Source organism: Vibrio hyugaensis, from assembly GCF_002906655.1.
In the GTDB taxonomy this organism is placed as follows: Bacteria; Pseudomonadota; Gammaproteobacteria; order Enterobacterales; family Vibrionaceae; genus Vibrio; species Vibrio hyugaensis.
The window spans coordinates 1,565,957-1,587,802 of record NZ_CP025795.1; the positions used below are offsets into that span (position 1 = coordinate 1,565,957).

Consider the following 21,846-nt stretch of genomic DNA (forward strand, 5'->3'; position numbering starts at 1 on the left):
TTTACCCTAATAATTACATCTTCCATAAATTGTCCGATTCTATATAAATCTTGCTGATAAGCCTTATCGGACGTTACCGTATTATGTGTTACTACCGCCTGAAATGATACCCACCCCAGTCAAAAATAAACCGCCATTTGAAGGCGGTTTGTCTTGTTGCAAAAGAAACATTTGGTTGGGATATCAAAGCTTGGATTAACAGCCCAAATTTGCATTTTCTAACCAATTTTAAATAGTGCTTAAATGGCGCTGCTTTATCCTAATTTATTGAAATCCAACTTTACGCATTTGAAAGGAAAGGGATTGGTTATCGTCGATAGTGATCTCCGCGACTTCTTTTACCAATTGCTCTTTCTTTGCTTTGGTCAGTTGTTTGATGAAATATTCTGCTTTCATCGCAACGCTTTTGTTTTCAAAAGAAGATGACCACTCCAGTATAAGCGGTCCCTTCCCTTTTAGTGCTTTCGCACCTTTACCATTTTGATGCTGTTTAAAGCGTCGTTGCACATCGTTCGTCACACCGCAATACAAGGCATTGCGGTTGTTTCGTATCAGATACACACTCCAGCTTTGCTCGGCAGCGTCACTCATGAAAGCAGTGATTTAACCTGTGCTTTTAGTGCCTCTAACTCTTCACGAAGTTGCGCGACTTCTTGCTCTAGTTGAGCAACGCGTTCAGAGCCCGCAGAAGAAGGAGCAGATGCGGCCACGGCCAATTCGCTCATGTCAACTTCTCCACAGAACAAGTGCATGTAGCGAGACTCACGTTTGCCAGCTTCACGAGGAAGTTTCACCACAAGAGGGCCTCTTTCTTCGCTAGCTAGGAGCTCAAGTACGTTTTCCACTTCCTTCACATCATTGAAAGTTGCGAGACGGTTAGTTCGCGTACGGATTTCACCCGGCGTTTGAGCGCCACGCAACAACATGCAACACACCATGCCTTTTTCTTGCGCGCTTAATTGCAAATCGCCGAATTCGGTATTGCAGAAGCGATGCTGATATTTGCTAACACGACTATTGAAACTGCTTTCATCGCTTACAAGTCGACGCTCAATCAGAGCATCTACTGCATCAAGGACGTCAGCTTCAGATAAGGACATGACTGGTTCACGGTTACTTTTTTGATTGCACGCATTCGTAAGTGCGTTAAGGCTGAGGGGATATTGGTCTGGGGTGGTGACTTCTTTTTCGATCAAGCAACCAATTACTCGTGCTTCAATTGCCGTTAGCTCAACTTTCATAATGCATTTCCTTATTATTTTTGCATTTGAATTTGGGTATCAGGCTAAAGCATAGCGCATGGACCTGACACCCTTTGCGATTCGGGTTAGGTCTTAATGCTCTGATAAGATCGACACTTTGGTCATCTTTCCATTCTCATCAATCATCATTATCTTCGAACGGTTGAGTTCGACTTCTGTGATTTCGAGTTGTGTTCTTGCTGTAACGTAAGCCGCTTTAAGTTTCTCTGCCAATGAATCGGTGGTTGATTCTATCTCTTGGCTTTCGACTTGCTCCGCTGTATTACCAGAGTTCATTTCGAGCTTCATCATATTGTGTTGAATGAAGCTGATAATATAGCGTCAACCTCCCTATGACAACGAGTCGGTTCATTTCAGTGAACGATAGTCCAAGCTTTTCAGTAACGAGTGTTAACAACACATCAGAATTGGTGGATAAATGTTCAACCCTGCCACGCGTTTGATCTAAAGACTGTTATGCTACGACATGTTGTGCTTTAATCGAGTCAGATATTCACAAATTAGGAAAGGGAACCATGAGTAGCGTATTTGAAATCGTTAACCAAGCTCGTCGTAAAAACAAACTAAAACGTGAGCTGCTTGATAACGAGAAAAAAGTTCGTGATAACCGTAAGCGTGTAGACCTTCTAGAAAACCTACTAGACTACATCAAACCAGAAATGACTCACGACGAAATCGTTGCAATCATCAAAAACATGAAAGCAGATTACGAAGACCGCGTTGACGATCATATCATCAAGAGCGCAGAGATTTCTAAAGCGCGTCGTGACATCAGCCGTCGTATCCGTGAACTGACTGAAGAAGACAAGCAAACTAGCGGCAAAAAATAAGTCGAATTAGTTACAGAATTCAACCCCGTGCAGGGATAACTTGCTCGGGGTTTCTTTTTGTCTCTTTGTTATACACTGTGTACAATAAAATCAACTTCAGTTTCAAAAACATTCAACGTTCCTATGCCTTCAACTTCTTCTAACGCACAACCGACGTTAGCAAAACAACTGTTTACTATGACATGGCCAATGCTCTTTGGTGTGTTGTCGTTGATGAGCTTTCAGCTAGTCGACAGCGCCTTCATCGGCCAACTAGGTGTGCTGCCTCTCGCTGCACAGGGCTTTACTCTACCACTTCAAATGGTGGTTATCGGCATTCAAGTCGGCCTTGGCATTGCAACAACCGCTGTAATTTCAAAAGCATTGGGCGCAAACGATACCCGCTACGCAAAGCAATTAGGTGGCCTTGTCTTAATGATTGGTTCTGTGGGTGTGGCGATATTTGGCCTACTCATTTGGTTGTTACGCTACCCTATCCTTTCCCTATTAAGCGCACCAGAAACGGTAATGCCAATCATCGACAGCTATTGGCCTTGGTGGCTATTGAGCTCTTGGACCGGCGCTGTTCTCTACTTTTACTACAGCATTTGTCGCGCAAATGGCAACACCATGCTACCTGGCACCATGATGATGGTCACTAGCGGTGTGAACTTAGTGCTAGATCCGTTATTTATCTTCACGTTTGATTTGGGCATAAATGGAGCTGCAATCGCGACCATCATTGCATTTGGTTTCGGTATATTGGTAGTCGCTCCCCGTGTTCAAAAAAAACCATTGGGCCACATTCCAATGGCAAGATTTAAATGTGCTTAAGAGCGTAACATCGATTGGCAACATTATGGGACCAGCGATGATCAGCCAGTTACTGCCGCCTCTCTCCTCTATGCTAGCAACCAAGCTGCTTGCTGGCTTTGGTACGGCGGCAGTTGCGTCTTGGGCTTTGGGCTCGCGCTATGAATTTTTTGCGATTGTATCGGTATTGGCGTTGACCATGTCAATGCCGCCGATGGTCGGACGCTTATTAGGAGCGAAAAACTACACCGACATTCGTGCGTTGGTGTCTATTGCCGTTAAGTTCATCCTTGGTTTCCAGTTGTTGATTGCGCTAGTAACCTTTGCCGCAGCTAACCCACTCGCCTTACTTATGACAAGTGATACTCAAGTAGAACAAGTCTTGCACATGCACTTGATGATTGTCCCAATCAGTTTAGGTTCGCTTGGGGTGTGTATGTTGATGGTGTCGATTTGTAACGCACTGGGGAAATCTTATACCGCACTAACCATCTCAGCCCTGCGCCTGTTTTTGTTCTTCCTACCGTGTCTATGGGTGGGGGCTCAGGCGGGAGGCATTCAAGGTCTACTGATTGGCGCTTGTATTGGTAACCTTATGGCTGGAATCGCGGCTTATATTACGTACCAAAAAACCTTTAATAAGCTCTCAGCTCAACAAGTCTCAATGTAACGACACTTTCGAGTAACGCTGAAAAACAAAGCCCTCACTTCAACGGCGAGGGCTTTGTTGTTTTAAAAACGAGAAGTTGAACGAACTAACCTCAACTAAGTAAAGACATCTTATCAGCAGGGAAAACCACGCCAGTTTGCCTTCTTACTTCGGTCAGTACTTTTGCAACGGTCAATGAACGCTGCTTCATTTGATCATCAATCACACCCAATTTAAGTTGTTTAGCAAAGGCTTGAGCTTCATAGAACATGTGGTTCTCTTCTTGCGGCAGCGTTAGGACTTCTTTATCTTCACCGCGCGGAATGCGTTCAACACCACGACCTGTCGCAATCATATCGACAATCACACTGCCCTGCTCACCTTGGAATTCACTTGGAATGAGTGAATCACTCACTTTCGAGTGCAACAGGTTCACATTAAAGCCATCGTAAGCCAATGTAACGCTGCCACAACCATCAACGCCTGAAGATAAGAGATGAGCACTCGCTTGAACACTATTTGGCTCACCAAACAGTTCAATCGCAGAACCAACACAGTAATAACCAATGTCCATGATCGAGCCATTAGAGAGCTCTGGATTGAAGGTATTTGGGTTCTCGCCATTTAGGTATTTCTGGTAACGAGAGGAGTATTGGCAATAGCTAATGGTGGCATGACGCAAGGGAGCGATAGTAGGCAAACTTTCTTTTAATACGCTGAAGTTAGGTGTGTATGGCGACATAAAGGCTTCAAACAACACCATGTTATTTGCTTCTGCGGCCTTAAACATGGCTTGTGCCAAAGGATAGTTAGACGCCATCGGCTTTTCACAGATAACGTGCTTACCAGCATTTAGCATTTGAATTGCTTGAGGTGCATGAAAAGAGTTAGGGCTAGCAATGTAAACCGCATCGATATCTGAATCTTTACCCAATGATTCTAAACAATCGTAATAAGACTCAGCGTTATGAGATTCACCAAATGAACGAGCCTTATCAATATCGCGCGAATACACTGCTTGTAGGCAAAATTCTTTACTTTGAATGGCCGCCTCAACAAATTGTTGGGAGATCCAGTTGGTTCCAATCACAGCAAGTTTGAACATGTTACTTCCTTTTCATTATCGTTCTATAGCTTTAAAGGCTTGTGAGAACGATTTAAGCAAGCTTTAGTTCGTTAAACAACTCAAATAGTTGGTTCGATTTGTAAGGTTTCGGTAAGTACGCATCCATGCCCGCCGCAAAGCAGTTCTGAATATCTTCCTCTAATACACTCGCGGTCAATGCAATGATGGTGATCTTATCGCTGCCGACCTCTTTTTCCCAACGGCGTATTTCTTTTGTAGCGGTTAAACCATCCATCACTGGCATCATACAATCCATAAGAATGGCATCAAATTGCTCCCCTTTCGTGATGGCTTCAAGGGCTTCTTGTCCATTGCTGGCAATCAAATAATCGTATCCGGCTTTATCAAGAAAGAAGCTAGCAATCTTCTGATTCATCAAATTATCTTCTGCTATCAAAATGCGACGATGAGTTCTGGATTGATTAACGCTATGTATGACAGCTGTCGACGTGACATTGTAACTCTTAGTATTTTGTTCTACTTGCGCGAGCTCGTCAATGGCATGTCTAAATCGGTTCCCCAAGAAAGGCTGCGTTAACACCGCATGGATGCGTTCCGAATTGGTATAAGTAGTGGTAAGGTGATGCTGACACACAATGACTCGGCTGATATCAAGATGCCTATTCAACTCATCAATGGCATTCTCAAGATGTTGCTTACCATTATGACAATAGAAGATAACATCAAATTCATGGTCTTGAGCGACTACTTCTTGCAGGCTATGAATATTACTCAGTTGAATACCTGAGAGGCGACATTCTTTGATAATCTGCTCCGTATAAGCATAGTGGTCCGCAATGAGCAACCCTGTTCTGATGACTTCAGATCGCCAGCCGAAAACGGGCAACACCTCGACCTCAATAGAAAATTCGAAACTGGTTCCCAGCCCTTTAGTCGATGTCGCCGTGAGCTTTCCTCCCATCATTGCCACTAATTGACGACAAATCGCCAACCCTAATCCTGTGCCACCAAACTGGCGCGAAATGCCTTCATCTTCTTGTGTGAAGGGCTCGAAGATCGTCGCCAATTTGTCGCTTTCAACCCCAACGCCGGTGTCGGTCACTCGAAAAACCAAGAAAATGCTTTTTTGCGTGGTCGATTCTTGATAATCGATATCAATAGAAATGTACCCTTCTTGGGTAAACTTCACCGCATTAGAAACCAAATTCATGAGGATCTGTTTGATACGATGATCATCTACCATGATGCGAGGAGGGATGCGTTCGTCGAGATTAATATTTAATTCCAGCTGCTTGGATGTGGCTTTCGATTGAAACAAAATCATCGATTGATACACAACTTCTCGAATATCTGTTTCGATAAGCGATAACTGTAAATGACCCGATTCGATCTTAGACAAATCTAGAATATCATTGAGCAAGGTAAGCAACGTATGCGAGGAAGTATCAATATCGGTTAACACTTCTTTTTGATGATCAGAAAGCTCGCTCTGCGATAAGATCTCCGTCATTCCAATAATACCGTTCAGAGGTGTTCTGATTTCATGGGACATGCTGGCAAGGAAAACAGACTTAGCGCGGTTGGCAGAAATAGCAGACTCTTTGGTTTGTAAGATCTCTTGAGTCTGACGATGTTGTTCTTCTATCATCCGATTGACTTGTTTGGCAAACACTGTGAACTCATCATTGCCATCCACCACTACTTTTTCACCTTTGATATTTTCATGGATAAGTGCATTAAGCGAGTGAGTCATCGAATCCAACTTACTGTGGACTCGATACCATGTACTAAAACCCAACCAACACAACAAGATAATGATCACTAGCACGCCGGATGTCATCCACATGATGCTTTGTTTCTGGGAGCGAACTTGCACCAACAGTGTATCTTCGACTTGCTGGGTGAAGCCACCAGTCATCACTTGCAGCCTTTGAACACGATGATCTAAACCTCTTAGATAAGTAACATAATCTGTTTGCGACATTTCTCCCGCCAGTAAACGACTACGAGATTCGACAGTCGATAAATAACGCGGGGAAGTAAACAAACTGAGTAGCTTCTCGACTTGTTCATTCGAGGCACCAAGATCTAAAAAGCCCTCTAAGCTTTGTTGCTGTCGCTCAATTGCCTGAAAAAACAGACTTTGGCTGGGCAAACTGTCCGGTTCTAATACCAACCGGTAAGTCAACCAAGCTTCCTTTTGCGTCCAGTAAGAGAGTTGCGCAAGGTAAGAAATGAAATCTTGCATCCAATGCGCTTCATCGCTGTCGAATAAGTGATAATGTTGAATAAGCTCTTCTGACATTTCTTGCAACAGCTGAAATGACCAATCTCCAGCATTTATACTGTCTTTCAGGTCACCGGCGATGACTTGAAACATAGCGAGTTTTAAATCGTTGGCATACTCATTGGTGTGATTATTTCTGGTAAATGCTTCGTAGAGTGCTAGAGCGTTGCCTTGCTGGACTTTAACCTCTATTGGCAAAGGTTGTTCTTCACCATATTGATGACGCTCCTTTTCCATTTCATAAACAAAATGGGACGCTTCTGAAATCAATTTTAAACCTTGAATATTACTAACAGTCTGGTTTAGGCGCGCCACTTGCCGAGAATTCTCGGTAAATTGATGAATGGCAAACACACATATCACCGCTGCGGGTAACAGTGCGAGTAGAGCTAAACGTATTTTTATTGAAGGTTTTATCATCCGTTTGCCCGAGTTAATAAAAGGCTTTCGAATTAATACTAGACTACTTTCATAGATTAAATATGAACCCGGATGATACGTTTTGGCCCTACTCCATCCTCCCCTTACTCTTAATAACGTCCATTTTTCTCTAATAACCTTCGATTTAGCCAAAGATGAACCCCCTGAATCTGTGACTGCTTGCAAATTTTTGTAGGTTCATTTTAAACAGATTTCGTTAAAGCAACTGCGACGAACAGAGAAACAGTCCAAGCAATTTTGAAATCACCTTAATGTTTACCATTTGCGTGTTAAAAAAAATTCACATCGCAAAAACTTGCCATCTTATATTTTATTACATCAGTAGATCATGAAACTGGTCGTTATTGTCGCAAATTAAGTTAGTGGTATATAAAAAGTCAATCCCTATAAAGCACGGCTTTAGTCACACTAACCAACCAATAATTGGAGTGTTAGCAACACTTTCAACTAGAATTATTTTTCCTAGCAGAATAAGACCTCCACCCGTACAATCCGCACACATAATTATTACAACCCAATTACATAACACCCTCACTTCACGCTCTACCGTTGAGGTAACAGCTGAAAGTAAGGTCAGCCCCCAAAACGTGAAAGGTCCAAAACAACAATGAGTCCAGAGAAATATCTCCAAGACTGGCAAACGAGCCAAACGATTGCTGAATCTATTTCCCCTCTTATTGGTAAGCTATATCGTCAAAAAGGAATCGAAGTGGTTCTTTTTGGTAAGACACTTATCAACGCCACCACCATCGACATTCTCAAAACTCACCGCGTTGCAAGACGTTACACTGGAAGCCCTCTTTCTCTTGAACAAACCATGCCAATCATCCAAGCATTGTGCGAAATGAGCATCTCATCTTGCCGCGTCGATGTTGGTCAACTTGCTGGGATGTACTGGAAAGATCACGAAGACACTGCCGCACTAAACGATTTCTTGCACACTGCGCTACAAGGCGCTCGTGATGCCGACTCATCTCTAGCTGCACGTGATGTGGTTCTTTATGGTTTCGGACGTATTGGACGATTATTAACTCGCCTGTTGATTGAAAAGAGTGGCCCAGGTTACCCACTACGCCTACGCGCTATCGTGGTTCGCGGTGGTAAGAAAGGCGACCTTGAAAAACGTGCTAGCCTATTACGTCGTGACTCTGTACACGGCCAATTCAATGGCAGTATCGTGATTGATGAAGAGCGCAAAGCCCTCATCATCAACGGTAACTACATTCAAATCATTTACGCAAACACCCCAAGTGATGTGGACTACTCTGCTTACGGCATCAATAATGCGCTCGTTGTTGATAACACCGGCGTTTGGCGCGATGCAGAAGGCCTAAGCCAACACCTAGCGTGTCACGGCGCGGAAAAAGTACTGCTTACTGCACCAGGTAAAGGCGATATTAAGAACGTGGTATTTGGTGTGAATGAATCAGTGATTCAAGAAGGCGACACCATTATCTCTGCAGCGAGCTGCACAACCAATGCAATCACACCGGTCCTTAAAGCTCTGAATGACAAGTACGGTGTACTTTCTGGTCACATTGAAACCGTGCACTCTTACACTAACGACCAAAACTTGATCGATAACTTCCACTCTGGTGATCGTCGTGGTCGCAGTGCGTCGCTGAACATGGTTCTGACTTCTACTGGAGCAGCGAAAGCCGTAGCAAAAGCACTACCTGAGCTTGCTGGTAAGCTGTCTGGTAATTCGATTCGTGTCCCTACGCCAAATGTGTCGATGGCCGTTGCGAACCTAAACTTAGGTGAAGATGTCGATCGTGATTCTCTGAACGAATATCTGCGTGAGATGGCACTGAACTCTGAGCTTTCTGCGCAAATCGATTACACGGACTCGACAGAAATCGTATCAAGCGACTTGGTAGGCTCTCGCCACGCAGGTGTGGTAGACGGGCAAGCGACCATCGCACAAGACAAGCGTTGTGTACTGTACATCTGGTATGACAACGAATTCGGTTACAGCTGCCAGGTTGTGCACTGTATGGAACAAATGATGGGTGTTCGTTACCAGACATTCCCTCGATAAGGTGAACCTTGCTCCACAACGTTAACCACAACGGGTAACGAGCAACACCCCAACATTTGTTTTGAATAATAAGCGCCTTGCGCAGTACTAATATCTCTTCCCCGCTTATACGCCTGATGACCCTCAGGCGTTTTTTCGTTTTTCAGACGGTTTTACATTGTTCAGACATTAACCGACTAAGTTGAACGGTATATTCATGTTTCGTTCATGTTCAGATCATTAATATGAACACATAGATTGAAAGAGAGGTCATGATTATGAATCGAATTATCGTTACTGCACTAGCACTGATTACTGGCTTTTTTACTTTGGTATTTAGCCTAATCATGGCGATTCCTTTGACCATCGCAGCCCTGATCACTGGTAAACGTATTGAAAAGCGCGTGAAGCAAATGCAACAAGAAATGCATGAAGAATATGAATTCAATACGGGCAAATCCGACGCGATTGAAGGCGAGTTTGAAGAAGTTCGTCGCTAGCGTTTCTGAAGGTTCCACACTCCCCCTATGTTCCTGAGCAACCTTCTTTGCTGACATCCTATCTCGTTAAGAGTTAGGATGTTTTTTTGTCTGCCATATACAAGAAAGGCTACCATCGCGGTAGCCTTTCTGCTTTTTAAACAATGCGTTCAGCTTAATTAAATCGTCACAACCACCCGCACCGCCAATAGCATTAAAACGATGCCGGATAGTCGGTCAATCAGTACCGCTTTTGAGCGAATACGGTCCACAACGCGCGAGTTCGACAGCACCAATGTGATGAAGGTGTACCACAAACCATCGACGACGAACGGTGTCGCCACAATAATCATTTGGTTACTCAGATCATTACCTAGCGCAACAAATTGGCTGAACAGTGCGATAAAGAACAGCGCGATTTTCGGGCTTAGAATCGAAATAAGAAAGCCTTCTCGCGCCGATTGTAAAACCGTCGTCTCTTCACCAGATTCTAGCTTCGCTGCCACTCCACCCTTTGAGCGCAAGGCATTGAAACCGAGATACGCCAAGTAAGCTGCACCTGCCAAACTGATAGTCTTAAATAGCAGCGGACTTTGTTGAAGTACCACCGCCAAACCAATCAAGGTAATGAACGCATAGATGCCAATACCAAACGCGTGCGCCCATGCGGTAGCCAAACCATTCACGCGGCCACCAGCTAACGAGTGCTTAGCAACAATCGCTAAACTCGGACCTGGCGACATTGCCCCTAATAAACACACGGTAAAAAGTGATAACCAAACTGTTAGTGTCATAAGAATCTCCCCTCTTTGACGCTAATCTATCAACGGAATGGGTATAATTAGAAATCAAAGTTTTTCATACTAGCCATGACTTCAAATCATAACCCAATAATGCATTTATTATCGGATGGAATACTCTGAAATCTGCATGACCGAACGAATCTCTTCGCGCACCCATTTGTGCGCTGGATCCGTATCGTATTTTGGATGCCACATTAACCAATACTGATGAATAGGTGTTTCGAGCGGCAGTGCCTTGTGGGCTAAGTCCCAATGCTTCGCGAGATTGACCGCAATATGTTCTGGAACCACCATCAAGTGTTCACTAGAAACTAAGCGATTGATAGCAGCAGAAAAGAAAGGCACCTTGAAGGTGATATGCCGTGTATGCCCTAGCTCTCTTAATGCTAAGTCGGTGTACGAATCTTTGTCCCCACCGCCTGTGACTTTAATGTGGGAGTAAGAAATTAAATCTTCAACACTGATACTGTCTTGCTTTGCTAACGGATGAGAAGCTTTCATCAAACAAACTGATGAGTCTTCACCAATCTTCACACTGGATACGCCCTGAGGTTTTTCTGGATACATGGAAGACGCGATATGAATGCCAGTCTCATGAAGCTTATCTAGAAAGTCTGGCTGCCACAGTCGGTACGCCATATCCAATTGAGGAGCAAAGCCACTGAGGTGAGAGGCAATGTCAGGGAGTACGTATTGGGCGACATAATCACTCGATGCGAATACTAACTCCCCTTTCCAATCTGCTGGTTCAAAAGGCTTGTCATCGAGCAGATGGTCGAACTCAGCTAACAAGTCATCCAACTTCTCTTTAAGAAGTCGCGCTCTTGGTGTTGGAATCAGTTGGTTACCCTGTCGAACCAATAAAGGGTCGCCGCACAATTCACGTAATTGCGCTAATTGGCGACTTACCGCCGACTGGGTGATATGTAAACGCTCGGCGGTTCTGCTCACATGGCACTCTTCAAGTAGGACATGTAAAGAGCGCAGTAGATTCAGGTTGATGTTATTCAGCACGCTCAACCCATTGAGCACGCCAATCTGCCGCGGCGTAATCTTCCGGCCAGTATTCCACTTGTTTGCAAATCAGGCCATCACGGACAGTATGAAAAGTAATTACCCTATCCGAACGTGCACCATCGCTAACGATCACATCGGTAACGACTTGATCAGCATCAGCCACGACGCGTTCGATAGTAAAGGTCCATTTCCCGTCCGCAGGATAAGCTGAATTGAGCTCTGCAAAGTTTTTTCTACCTCGAATCACTTCTTTAGTTAATGGCCAAATCACGGCGCAGTCAGCTGACAGACACTCTGCCGCCGCATAGAAGTCATTGCTTGCCATTACGTTCCAAAAATTGAGGACGATGTCTTTTTCGTTCATTTTACAAACTTACTCCCTGTGGTATTGAAAAACTCCGTTAACACGGTATGTGTCATCACGTTACGAAGCTCTGGATAGCTTTGGATATAATCTCGAATCTCGTTGAGACGCGCGATATTAGGTACTTCGACAAACAGCATCATATCGGTTTCACCACTAATAGCGTGACACCATTTAACACCATCAATTTTATACAGATCATTAGCGTAATTGTCGCAATGATGGCTAGAAGCGGAGGTATCAAATTTGAGTGCCATGTAAGCACAAATCGTCGACTCTTTAGATATCGCAATATCGGCATGATAGCCAAGGATGACTTGGTCATTTTCAAGCTTTTTGATCCGAGCTGTCACAGCTGAACGTGACAGGCTAACTTGCTCTGAGATTTCAGTAATAGAGAGACGGGCGTTCTGCCGTAATAGGTCTATGATCTGATGATCAAATTTGTCCATAACATCACCAAGCTTTCCTTAATTTTGCCATTCTACTCAATTACAACTTATTGAAAACCGACAATTTGCGGTTTATCGGCAAAACAACCGTCATTTTGACGGTCGACAACATCATTTTGCTGTGCAGAATTTAGATATGCTTGTGGCTTGCATTACCTAGACGTTCAGAGGTCGTTATGGAACAACTCAAAAAAGACATTACCCTGATATCCGGAATCGGTCAGCTCTCAACAACCTTAATGGGCACAGGTCTATTTATGATCCCAGCGATTGCCGCTGGCATTGCAGGTCACTTCTCGCTTTGGGCTTGGATTATTTTATTCATTGCTATTTGCCCTATCGCGCTTACCTTTGCTCAGTTAGGCAAACGCTACCCAAGTGCTGGCGGCACAGCATTTTTCGTCCGCAAAGCCTTCAACAGTAAGCTAGAGAGCAGCGTGGCGTGGTTGTTTGTTAGCGTCATTCCTGTTGGTGTCCCTGCCGCTGTCGCACTTACTGCAGGCTTTTTACAACAGCTGTTACCAGAGTCCATTAGTAATCACCTTTTCGCTCAAATTCTCACGGTAGCTCTGTTAATGGTGGTCAACTTGCTCGGCACCAAATCATCAGGTCGCTTACAAACCATTATCGCACTGAGTATTTTTGCTTTGGTCGGTGCATTTCTGTGGAAAGGCGATGTTGGTTCTGTCGATTTAACTATGCCTGTCATTACGTTGGATTCAACGTGGTCGATTGCAGCGGCTTTGGGCGTGATGTTCTGGTGTTTTGTTGGAATAGAAGCTTTTGCTCATATGGGCGAAGAGTTTAAAAACCCACAACGAGACTTCCCAATTGCGATTATCGTTGGCTGTTTTGTCGCAGGCGCAACCTATTGGGCATGTTCTGTTGTGATACTAAAATTTGGTGCTTACGGCAGTGCAGAGTTCGACAGTGCATCGATTCCTTGGCTAAGTGCCCATCTATTTGGTGATCATGCTAAGTGGCTAATCAGTGTTATCGGTTTCTCTGCATGTTTTGCGAGTGTGAACCTCTACACTCAAAGCTTAGCCCGAATGGTGTGGGCGCAAGCAAGAGAACACAAGCCAACCAGCGCTATCGCGAGAGTGTCCGTTCGAGGCGTTCCAGCAAATGCCACTCTCGTTGTTGGTGCAATTTTGCTAGTTTCGTGCGTTATTGGGTCGCTATCTGGTTTAGATCTGGAGTTTTTCCTCAAACTCGCGAATGGTATTTTCGTTTTGGTTTACCTACTGGCCATGTTGGCAGCGTATAAACTGCTGCAAGGCGCAAGTAAAATACTCGCAGGAATGTCACTGGTCTTATGCTCAGTGGTCTTCATCTGCCTAGGTTGGTCGATGCTTTACGCCATTACTATCTTTGCCGTGCTTTCCTTACCTTGGAAGCGCTGGCGAAAAAAGAATCCCCACCGAGTGATTGAATAATCCTCGAATTGAAGCAACTAAAACAACTCAGATAATCGCTTAACCATCACATCAATATCTTCCAGCGCGACGTAGCCATAGCCAAGTACAGCTCCATGCCAATCTCGCGCTTGGAAAGCAGCATGCTCATAAAAACTCATGGTGCGAATCACAATGCCTTCCGCTGCAGCTCGCTGCGTCCATTCATGCTCATCGATACCTTGTTGCCACTTCAACGTGATATGAAGACCTGCCGCTTGACTGATCACACTCACCCGTCCTCCAAAGTGCTTTTCGATTGCTAAACACATATGCTCATGCTTAGTTTTATACAGTCGGCGCATTTTTCGGATGTGACGTAACAAGCCCCCTTCGGTAATGAAGTCAGCCAACGCTTCTTGAGTATGAGTGGGAGAATCACCGCTTAACGCATCTTTAACCACTAAACACTGTCCCACTAAATTCTCAGGAACCACAAGATAGCCCAGCCGCAATCCATTAAACATCACCTTGCTAAACGAACCGACATACAGCACACGATCATCACGCCCCATTTGAGCCGCTAGCCCCTGTAAACTGGTGTAAGGACGGTGAGCAAACTGAAATTCGCTGTCATAATCGTCCTCGATAATCCAACGTGATTGCTCGACCGCCCAGTTGATGATCTTTCCTCTTTGCTCAGTATTGAGTGTGGTTCCCATCGGATATTGATTGCTTGGAGTGATATACAGAGCATCTGCATCGCTCGTGGTCACCGCTTCCACATCAAAGCCTAATTTTTCTCGTACGAACAGAGGCTCAAATTGATACTGCTGGAACTGAATCAACTTACGCATTTGTGCGTAACCCGGTTGCTCCATCAGAACCTTGTCACCTTGTTTAAGAACAACCATCGTCGCAATCGACAACGCTTGCTGAGCCCCGGAGGTGATAATAATGCGCTCTGGAGAGCAATTCACTGAACGACTTGATGCAAGATAGTCAGCTAAAGCACAGCGCAATGCCCAACTGCCTTGAATATCTTGATTGCCGAGTAAGCAGGTGCGGGACATATGACGAGCGAGTAGCTTTTGCCACTGTGCCATCGGAAATACATCCAGATCAGGCACACCCGGAGCAAATGCGCGGTTAATATCAAAGTTAGTTTTAGGTGATGAGTCTGCCTTCATTAAACTCGGTTCAGGCAGGTATTGCTCCGGCAATTCTACGGCGACATAAAAGCCCGAACCTTTTTGACTATTCAAGTACCCCTCCGCCACTAGCTGCTCGTAGGCAGAAATCACGGTATTCCTACTGATATTAAGCTCTTGTGAAAGCTTTCGCGTAGAGGGAAGCTTCCCATTCTTCGCCCACAATCCTTGAACAATCTTCTCGCGAATAGCAAAAAACAACGCTTGCTGGCGTGTTCCCTCACTTTCTTTTAGATGCAGGTCACCGATATCAATCAAAGACAAACTGGATCCATCCATTAGTTAAAACTGGCTCTCTTTAAGCTACCAGTTAAACGATACATTGCAATCAAAGAATGAGGAGAAAGTACTCATCACTGCGAGCAAGTAAGGAGAGAAAATGTTATCAAACACAAACAGAACTGAGATCAAAAAAGGCATACATAAAGCCGTCACGGACGTGGACAAACTGCATGCCATCATTGACGAAAGCCTGATAGCCCATATTGCGATTACCAACGAGTCTGGTCCAGTGGTCATTCCTATGTTGGCTTGGCGCGTTGAGAATTACGTTTATATCCATGGAGCGAACAATAGTCGTCTGCTGCGCTCACTGAAACATGGGATACAGACTTGTTTAACGTTTACTTTATTTGATGGCTGGGTACTCGCTCGAAGTGCCTTTCATCATAGCGCGCATTATCGAAGTGCTGTCGTGTTTGGGCAATTTGAAATGGTAAAGGACAATCAAGAAAAAGACCGCTTACTGAATCATTTCATTGAGCAAATTGCCCCAGGAAGAACACGAGATGTGCGTTTGAGTAACGAAAAAGAGCTCAAAGCAACTATGCTACTGCGCATCCCATTGACGGAAGCGTCAGTGAAAATCAGTCACTTTGGTGTCAACGACGATACAGAGGACATGGATATTCCCGTTTGGGCTGGCGTCTTACCGTACCGAACGGTTGTAGGCCCGCTGCAAGCTTGTGATGACTTGTATGAGGGTATCGCAGAGCCAGATTACAGCAGTGCCTACCCTACTCGTTGGCAGGAATAAGCACGGTAAAACGTGCTCCGCCTAATTGACTCTCGCCGACGGAAAGCTCCCAACCCAGTTGCCTTGCAGCACTGGTGGCTATTGCAAGCCCCAAGCCAAAACCTTTCACGTCGGCGTTACGACTCTTGTCTAACCGCGAAAACGGGACAAACACCTCTTCACGCATCTCTTCTGGGACACCCGGTCCGTCGTCTTCAATATCAACTATCCAGAAATGTTCAACCGACCGAATCGTCACCTCAACATTGTCACGTCCATAACGTTTCGCATTTTGGAGCAAATTATCGATAACTAAGTTCCCCAAGGTTGGTTGTAAGTGGATCGATTGATAAGCCAGTTCATTTTCGACGGTTAGTTTTGCCAATTCCAAACCTCGATAATTCATTCGGCTTTTACACCAGAGCGACAGTTCGATGCTCTCAACGGACTTCGCTAAAGAATGATTTTTAACACTCAAACGGGATAACATCACGATGTCAGAAGTCAGATCCGTTACTACATCGACATAGCGTTCAATATCATCATGTAACTCTGCTTGCATCTCACCTTGAGTTCGTCTGGCTAAGTCCGTCGCTAATTGAATTCGACTCAATGGCGTGCGTACTTCATGAGGAATGGCTTGGGTAAAAATATGCGTCTGACGAACACGCCTTTCAATGTCTTCCGCCATGCCATTAAACCCAATGGCCAATTCGCGTATTGGAGGAGAGAAATGCTTCAAATCGACGCGCTTATCCAGTTCACCGGCACCAAACTGCTGTTGGATTGCCGTTAAATTCATGATCTGATTTTCTAGTCGTCGAACTGGGATATACACCATGACACCTAAACTCAGTACAACTGTCATGATCAACGTAAGAATGAAGATCATTTCTGAGTCTTCATCCCAATCAATATCTGGACTAAAGAAATCACCTTTCTCTTTGAAAACCAGACTCTCAGCTGAATTCGGGAGTGGAAATACTGCCGCGTAAATGTCGTCGTCGATCAAGTAGACGGGTATTCCTTGTAGACGATACAACAATTCACAATTATGGCATGGAGGTGAACCATCCCAATTTTTAAGCAGCGTTAAGTCAAAAACAAAGAAGTCCTGCTTACCATTTGTCGTGAGGTTTTTATACAGAGAATCAGAAGTACCACGCTGCTCTATATATTGGTCAACAAAATATGCGCCGTCTCCCAGAAATACCCCGATTTCAGTTTTACGCATGAACTCTTCGCCCATAAAAATGAACGAAGCAACCGTTAGTGCCAAGCCCGTTACAATGCCAACATACAATCGAGTAAACGTCGAAAACATAGCTACTTGCCCGTTAGCATGTAACCTCGGTTACGCACGGTTTTGATGGTAGCAGTATGAATATGTGCTTTGGAAAATTTCTTTCTTAGTGAAGAGACACGCATATCAATCGAGCGGTCGGTAATACAATACTCAATTCCTCTTGCTAATCGGCAACAAGATTCGCGTGAGACGGGTTTATCAACGTTAAGCATTAACAATTCTAGGATTTCAAACTCAGAGTCGGTTAAGTCAATATCTTGTTCTAAATAGAAGGCTTTTGAACGGCGGGTACACAAGTCAATCCCATAACGGCTTAACTCTACTTCTTCAACCATATCTACTTGGCGACGATAACGACGCAGGGCCGCTTCAATGCGAGCGAGAAGGATATTACCTTTGATGGGTTTGGTTAAGTAATCGTCGGCGCCAAATTTAAGTAAGCTAACCTCACTCATTTCGTCATCCGTCGCAGTCAGTACGAGGATGATACCATGATAAAACTCACGTGCTTCTTGGCAAATCATTGCGCCATCTTTACCTGGCAGCATCAAATCAAGCAGCACTAAATCGGGTTTGAGTGCCTTGATACTATCTAACGCATTCAGACCATTATCAACAACAGTAACAAGATAACCTTCAGCTTCTAAATACATCTTAGTCAGTCGGGCAATCTCAGAGTCATCCTCTACGAGCAAGATTTTATTACTAACCATGATCCATTCACTCCATCTATAAAACTTGAAAAGTATATCGTTCTTATTATCGGGTGCAAGCTAAGAAAGTACGAACTCTCTGACAAACGACATCTTACAAACACTTACAAACCATACATTTATCACAGGGCATGGATTCTAAAACTTGATATTTAGCACAAAAATTCAATTTACAAAACTCAAGAAGAATAATAAACCATAATAACAATTAAAATTAAAATATAAACCCATTAAAATTTTAGTTTTATCGAATTAAAAACCTTACAACAACCCATCACTAGTATTGATAACTCCACTTACTCATATAGACATAAGTTAGCTCTGCTCCTACATTCTCCTCCGTTCCCCCAGCTTGTGAGTATTAAAAGATGAAATTCGCTCAATTAACTTCTTTAACTATGTTATGTACCCTCAGCTTAACTGCCTGCGATGGTAGTAACTCAAGTTCGAAGACGTCGACAACACCTCCTCCCGCTCCATCCGTTCCAACATTGAACACAGTTACCATCCCTACAGTAGCTTCCACTGAGTTTCCAACCGAGTTTAAAGTGGCTTCTGACGCAGGCTTCACCCATTATGTAAAGATTTCACTTTCTGAAGCTCGTAGCGATGATTCCTTCCACATTATCGCAATGGATGATGGGGCAAATAACGAGAAAATCTTTCGTGCCGCAAAGATCATTCAGCACTTACTCAAAAACAAGCCGGAGTCGAAATACGGGACCGACAAGTCTGAAATCGCTAAGACACTAGCAGAGCGAGACGCAACGTTGATCCTAACGGAAGACGACGACCAAAATAATGAGATGCTAACCAAAATTTTCGTCAGCGAACTGATTCGTCAAGATAAATTGAAGGATGCGGTTGCTAACTCTGGTCTATTGCAACCCTTTGAAACTGACTCCTTAGAGAAGTTTATTGCGAATATGATGGTACTGAATGAAGAAGACATGGATACGTTAGTTGAATCTTTGGCAACTACACTATTAAGCAGCAAAGAAACACCAAACTGGCTGATGAACAGTCAATCTCTCATGTACCGTGAATTAACCGTTGAAGGCGATTGCCATTACATGAGCAACTTTGCCGATTACTGCGCCAATCTGGGTAAGCATGCCGACCGAGATGCCGCTTTTGAAGAAATTCTACACTTGGTCCAAGCGCAAGGTATTGCGCCTAACGCGTCGACTTCGTCACTGCAAAACGGCATTCAAGCACATGCGCTGAGTATCTATACCGATATCCGAGTCGGCAAGCCCACCGTGTGGCGCCCTACTCAACGTGATTGGGAAGATTGGGCGTCTGACGACTTCGACCCAGAGCGCGTTAAGCAAACTGGGCCCTCTTACTCTCATGAATACTTTGCTGCTGCTTTCGAATCCTATATGGGTGTAGCACAAGCAAACGGACATGGTTTAGACGGCTACCAAGCCTTGACGCGTGAGGAAATGCAAAACCAAGATCCACAAGCGGTTGATTGGATCAGCGGTTTGTTCCACAGATATTTGCAATATACAGCGAACATCGATTCTGAGGGCGTCAAACTCTACACCGAGAAGACCAACCCAGGCACAGCTGCCACTTTCCGTATGGCTCCAAACAAAGATGGTTTAGTAGAAGCATACACCTACAAGTCTCAGTGGCTCACAAAGGTAAAGATCGTTGGTGACCAAGCAATTAATGTCATCGGTAACGACCAAGACAACACCTTCGAGGGCAACAGCAAAAATAACAGCATTTACGGTGAAGGTGGTGTTAACACTTACAGTGTTCCTCACAAACTGGCGGAATGCCTTGTTATCAAAGCGAAGCACTCTATTTCTGTTGACTGCCCAAACATCGGGACGGATGAACTTTACAACATCCAGAAAATTCAATTTACCGACCAAACTCTAGACGTAACTGAGCTATAAATGATGAAAAATATGAAGAAATTTACTTTACTTGCTCCGCTATTCCTTATGGGCTGTGGTGGCCTTGCCATCATGGATCGTACTGATGCAGTCAAAGCTCAACCTGAGATGTTGGTGAAAACCGATGGCGATTTTTGGGGCTTTGGTGCCGATGGCCAATTTGACTTTGCAGGCAAATACAAAGGCAAGTACTCACGCAGTGCATCAAACTCTAGCTGGTTTAATAGTGTCTCTTTCAAAGAAGGTGCAATGGGCGCAGAAGTTACACGTGTCGACAATGGTGAAACATGGCTATTGAGCTGTACAGGCGGCGGTATGTCGATTAACTATATGGGCGTCGATTTTGGTGGCAACGATCCTTACACCTGTCAAATCACTCAAGACGGCGTAAAAGTGGGTGAATTTGCCATGGAGCCAAAGTCAGCTCTGATCGACATTAGCCTTGAGAAAAAAGAAACCGGTGTAGTTCGAGTTGGCAACACGCATTTCAATGTGGAAACCGTTCACACCAGCCCTGATTCAGTCATGGCGGTGGATATCCCACTGGGTTATAGCTTCAAGCAAGGCACACAAGAAATTGCTGCAGTACAAACCAACGGTACCATCGCAGTACAAATGTTGCCAAAGCTTAACGACAAGCAAAAAGACGTTGTTGCCATTGGTGCCATTGCGAGTGCACTCAGTTGGCGTCCTGAAGAGTAAGTAGATTCAAAACAGAAAAAACAAATCCCTCACTTCGAGGGCTTTGTTTTTCTTAGAGCAGCGCTATTTCTCTAATCGTGCAGCGTATTGCTTCGGCGTTAAGCCACGATGCTTTTTAAACATACGATTAAAACTTGCCACGTTGGTGTAACCCAAACGTGCTGCAATATCACCTATGCTTACTTGTTTACTCAATAAACCTGCGGCCACATTACTCAGCACATAACCAGATACGGTTGAAAAGTTCAGCCCCTGTTTGTGCAAGCGTCGCTGAAACTGTTGATCGGATAAACCTAGCAACGCTGACGCACGCTCTAACGTTGGTAATCCATAATGGCTACTGTAATTCACCACTTCATAGATGACTTTCAATTCATCTTCAGGATCGGGCATATTTAGCAAATCATCTAAGTCCGAAAAGCTCATTGCCAAACGGCTCTCTTCACGATGATTGACCTGCCTTGAAGCTAGGCGATCATCACCGTTGATCCATACCTCTGTCTTTGGCTGACTCCATTCGACTTCACAACCAAAATATTCTCGATACAAGTCATGATTCTTCCGTGAGCCGGAAATCATGACTCGCAGAGGTTTGTAATTTTTACCTAAAAATTCGCGCAGTATTTTTATCATAAAGATAGCACTGCGAATGCTGTCGTGGACTTTGATGTTAGGGTCAATAAAAGGATTATGGTAGGTCCATTTGATGATTTTTCCCGACTGTTCACCCGCAAAAAAAGCACCCGATTGTAAGTTGCTCACACCGTAGTTTACACGCCGAATTGTACTGGCGAGATCATTCCCAGAGAACAACCAACGTCCTACTGGACCGAGCTTTTGCAAATCGATATCTCGGCTAACATTCAATATTACGTCTGGATCACTGCTCAAGTTTTCAATACGGCGATACCACTCGCTCACAGCTTTCAACGGTATCAAGGTCATGGGGTTATGAAACACCGATGCGGGGATCCCGAGCGCCTCTGAGGTCAAATTGTACTTAGATAACGCGAGGTTATGCATATTTAAAATACCCATCGCGCGAATAAATCGAACCGTTTTCATAACCAATCACATCAAATTTAATCCTGTAGTGATTGAATGTG

At 44.3% G+C, this 21,846-nt stretch carries 20 protein-coding genes and 1 pseudogene; 8 read left to right on the forward strand and 13 right to left on the reverse strand.

The genetic code is table 11. The annotated features are described in order from the left end of the window. Positions 1-264 precede the first annotated feature (264 nt). The 3 genes from C1S74_RS24020 to C1S74_RS24030 form a co-directional block, all read right to left on the reverse strand. Positions 265-591: a GIY-YIG nuclease family protein gene (locus tag C1S74_RS24020; RefSeq protein WP_045398423.1), complete on the reverse strand. Its 327-nt coding sequence runs from the start codon at positions 589-591 to the stop codon at positions 265-267. Further along, positions 588-1,241, reverse strand: coding sequence for a YceH family protein (locus tag C1S74_RS24025; protein WP_045398425.1), 654 nt, complete (start codon positions 1,239-1,241; stop codon positions 588-590). Before C1S74_RS24025 ends, C1S74_RS24020 begins: the two co-directional genes overlap by 4 nt. Before the next feature lie 93 nt (positions 1,242-1,334). Beyond that, complete coding sequence (locus tag C1S74_RS24030) at positions 1,335-1,538, reverse strand: hypothetical protein (protein ID WP_231565440.1); 204 nt, start codon at positions 1,536-1,538, stop codon at positions 1,335-1,337. Positions 1,539-1,777: 239 nt separating this feature from the next. Between C1S74_RS24030 and C1S74_RS24035 the strand changes: the two genes are divergently transcribed. After that, on the forward strand, positions 1,778-2,092 hold the full coding sequence (locus C1S74_RS24035; RefSeq protein WP_005373603.1) for a DUF496 family protein: 315 nt from the start codon (positions 1,778-1,780) through the stop codon (positions 2,090-2,092). Between the two features lie 123 nt (positions 2,093-2,215). Then, positions 2,216-3,554, forward strand: a pseudogene (locus C1S74_RS24040) (MATE family efflux transporter). Between the two features lie 91 nt (positions 3,555-3,645). On the opposite strand, the gene C1S74_RS24045 reads toward C1S74_RS24040, so the two are convergent. Both C1S74_RS24045 and C1S74_RS24050 read right to left on the reverse strand, forming a co-directional pair. Further along, positions 3,646-4,638: a Gfo/Idh/MocA family protein gene (locus tag C1S74_RS24045; RefSeq protein ID WP_045398429.1), complete on the reverse strand. Its 993-nt coding sequence runs from the start codon at positions 4,636-4,638 to the stop codon at positions 3,646-3,648. Between the two features lie 52 nt (positions 4,639-4,690). Continuing rightward, positions 4,691-7,327, reverse strand: a complete 2,637-nt coding sequence (locus C1S74_RS24050; protein ID WP_045398430.1) for a hybrid sensor histidine kinase/response regulator — start codon at positions 7,325-7,327, stop codon at positions 4,691-4,693. Between the two features lie 628 nt (positions 7,328-7,955). Between C1S74_RS24050 and C1S74_RS24055 the strand changes: the two genes are divergently transcribed. Next, positions 7,956-9,389: a glyceraldehyde-3-phosphate dehydrogenase gene (locus C1S74_RS24055; protein ID WP_045398432.1), complete on the forward strand. Its 1,434-nt coding sequence runs from the start codon at positions 7,956-7,958 to the stop codon at positions 9,387-9,389. Between the two features lie 257 nt (positions 9,390-9,646). Next, on the forward strand, positions 9,647-9,868 hold the full coding sequence (locus tag C1S74_RS24060) for a hypothetical protein (RefSeq protein WP_005442428.1): 222 nt from the start codon (positions 9,647-9,649) through the stop codon (positions 9,866-9,868). 158 nt (positions 9,869-10,026) lie between these two features. On the opposite strand, the gene C1S74_RS24065 is transcribed toward C1S74_RS24060, so the two are convergent. The 4 genes from C1S74_RS24065 to C1S74_RS24080 all read right to left on the reverse strand — a co-directional run bounded on the left by C1S74_RS24065 (position 10,027) and on the right by C1S74_RS24080 (position 12,483). After that, positions 10,027-10,641 (reverse strand): LysE family translocator, encoded by a 615-nt coding sequence (locus C1S74_RS24065; protein ID WP_005433441.1) that lies wholly within the window; start codon positions 10,639-10,641, stop codon positions 10,027-10,029. A gap of 108 nt (positions 10,642-10,749) precedes the next feature. After that, the gene (locus tag C1S74_RS24070) at positions 10,750-11,664 is read right to left on the reverse strand and encodes a LysR family transcriptional regulator (RefSeq protein ID WP_045398434.1); all 915 of its coding nucleotides are present in this window, start codon (positions 11,662-11,664) and stop codon (positions 10,750-10,752) included. Then, positions 11,654-12,031: a nuclear transport factor 2 family protein gene (locus C1S74_RS24075; protein WP_045398437.1), complete on the reverse strand. Its 378-nt coding sequence runs from the start codon at positions 12,029-12,031 to the stop codon at positions 11,654-11,656. Before C1S74_RS24075 ends, C1S74_RS24070 begins: the two co-directional genes overlap by 11 nt. Beyond that, positions 12,028-12,483 carry an Lrp/AsnC family transcriptional regulator gene (locus C1S74_RS24080; protein WP_038877644.1) on the reverse strand — a complete coding sequence of 152 codons (456 nt, stop codon included), beginning with the start codon at positions 12,481-12,483 and terminating at the stop codon, positions 12,028-12,030. Before C1S74_RS24080 ends, C1S74_RS24075 begins: the two co-directional genes overlap by 4 nt. A gap of 176 nt (positions 12,484-12,659) precedes the next feature. Here C1S74_RS24080 and yjeH point away from each other — a divergent pair, with 176 nt between their 5' ends. Next, on the forward strand, positions 12,660-13,922 hold the full coding sequence (gene yjeH, locus C1S74_RS24085; RefSeq protein WP_045398440.1) for an L-methionine/branched-chain amino acid transporter: 1,263 nt from the start codon (positions 12,660-12,662) through the stop codon (positions 13,920-13,922). A 17-nt stretch (positions 13,923-13,939) separates the two neighbouring features. Here yjeH and pdxR read toward each other — a convergent pair whose 3' ends face one another. After that, on the reverse strand, positions 13,940-15,370 hold the full coding sequence (gene pdxR, locus C1S74_RS24090) for a MocR-like pyridoxine biosynthesis transcription factor PdxR (RefSeq protein ID WP_045398442.1): 1,431 nt from the start codon (positions 15,368-15,370) through the stop codon (positions 13,940-13,942). 100 nt (positions 15,371-15,470) lie between these two features. Here pdxR and C1S74_RS24095 point away from each other — a divergent pair, with 100 nt between their 5' ends. Continuing rightward, positions 15,471-16,127, forward strand: coding sequence for a pyridoxamine 5'-phosphate oxidase family protein (locus C1S74_RS24095; RefSeq protein ID WP_045398444.1), 657 nt, complete (start codon positions 15,471-15,473; stop codon positions 16,125-16,127). Here C1S74_RS24095 and C1S74_RS24100 read toward each other — a convergent pair. Together C1S74_RS24100 and C1S74_RS24105 are read right to left on the reverse strand one after the other, a co-directional pair. After that, positions 16,108-17,430 (reverse strand): ATP-binding protein, encoded by a 1,323-nt coding sequence (locus tag C1S74_RS24100; protein WP_045398447.1) that lies wholly within the window; start codon positions 17,428-17,430, stop codon positions 16,108-16,110. The genes C1S74_RS24095 and C1S74_RS24100 overlap by 20 nt on opposite strands. Before the next feature lie 2 nt (positions 17,431-17,432). Continuing rightward, positions 17,433-18,125: a response regulator transcription factor gene (locus C1S74_RS24105; RefSeq protein WP_045398449.1), complete on the reverse strand. Its 693-nt coding sequence runs from the start codon at positions 18,123-18,125 to the stop codon at positions 17,433-17,435. Between the two features lie 368 nt (positions 18,126-18,493). Between C1S74_RS24105 and C1S74_RS24110 the strand changes: the two genes are divergently transcribed. Beyond that, complete coding sequence (locus tag C1S74_RS24110) at positions 18,494-20,038, forward strand: hypothetical protein (RefSeq protein WP_045398451.1); 1,545 nt, start codon at positions 18,494-18,496, stop codon at positions 20,036-20,038. Between the two features lie 12 nt (positions 20,039-20,050). Continuing rightward, complete coding sequence (locus C1S74_RS24115; RefSeq protein ID WP_045398922.1) at positions 20,051-20,740, forward strand: VV20781 family protein; 690 nt, start codon at positions 20,051-20,053, stop codon at positions 20,738-20,740. 63 nt (positions 20,741-20,803) lie between these two features. Here the strand turns inward: C1S74_RS24115 and C1S74_RS24120 are convergent, their stop codons facing one another. Then, on the reverse strand, positions 20,804-21,805 hold the full coding sequence (locus C1S74_RS24120) for an AraC family transcriptional regulator (RefSeq protein WP_045398452.1): 1,002 nt from the start codon (positions 21,803-21,805) through the stop codon (positions 20,804-20,806). Positions 21,806-21,846: the final 41 nt, after the last annotated feature.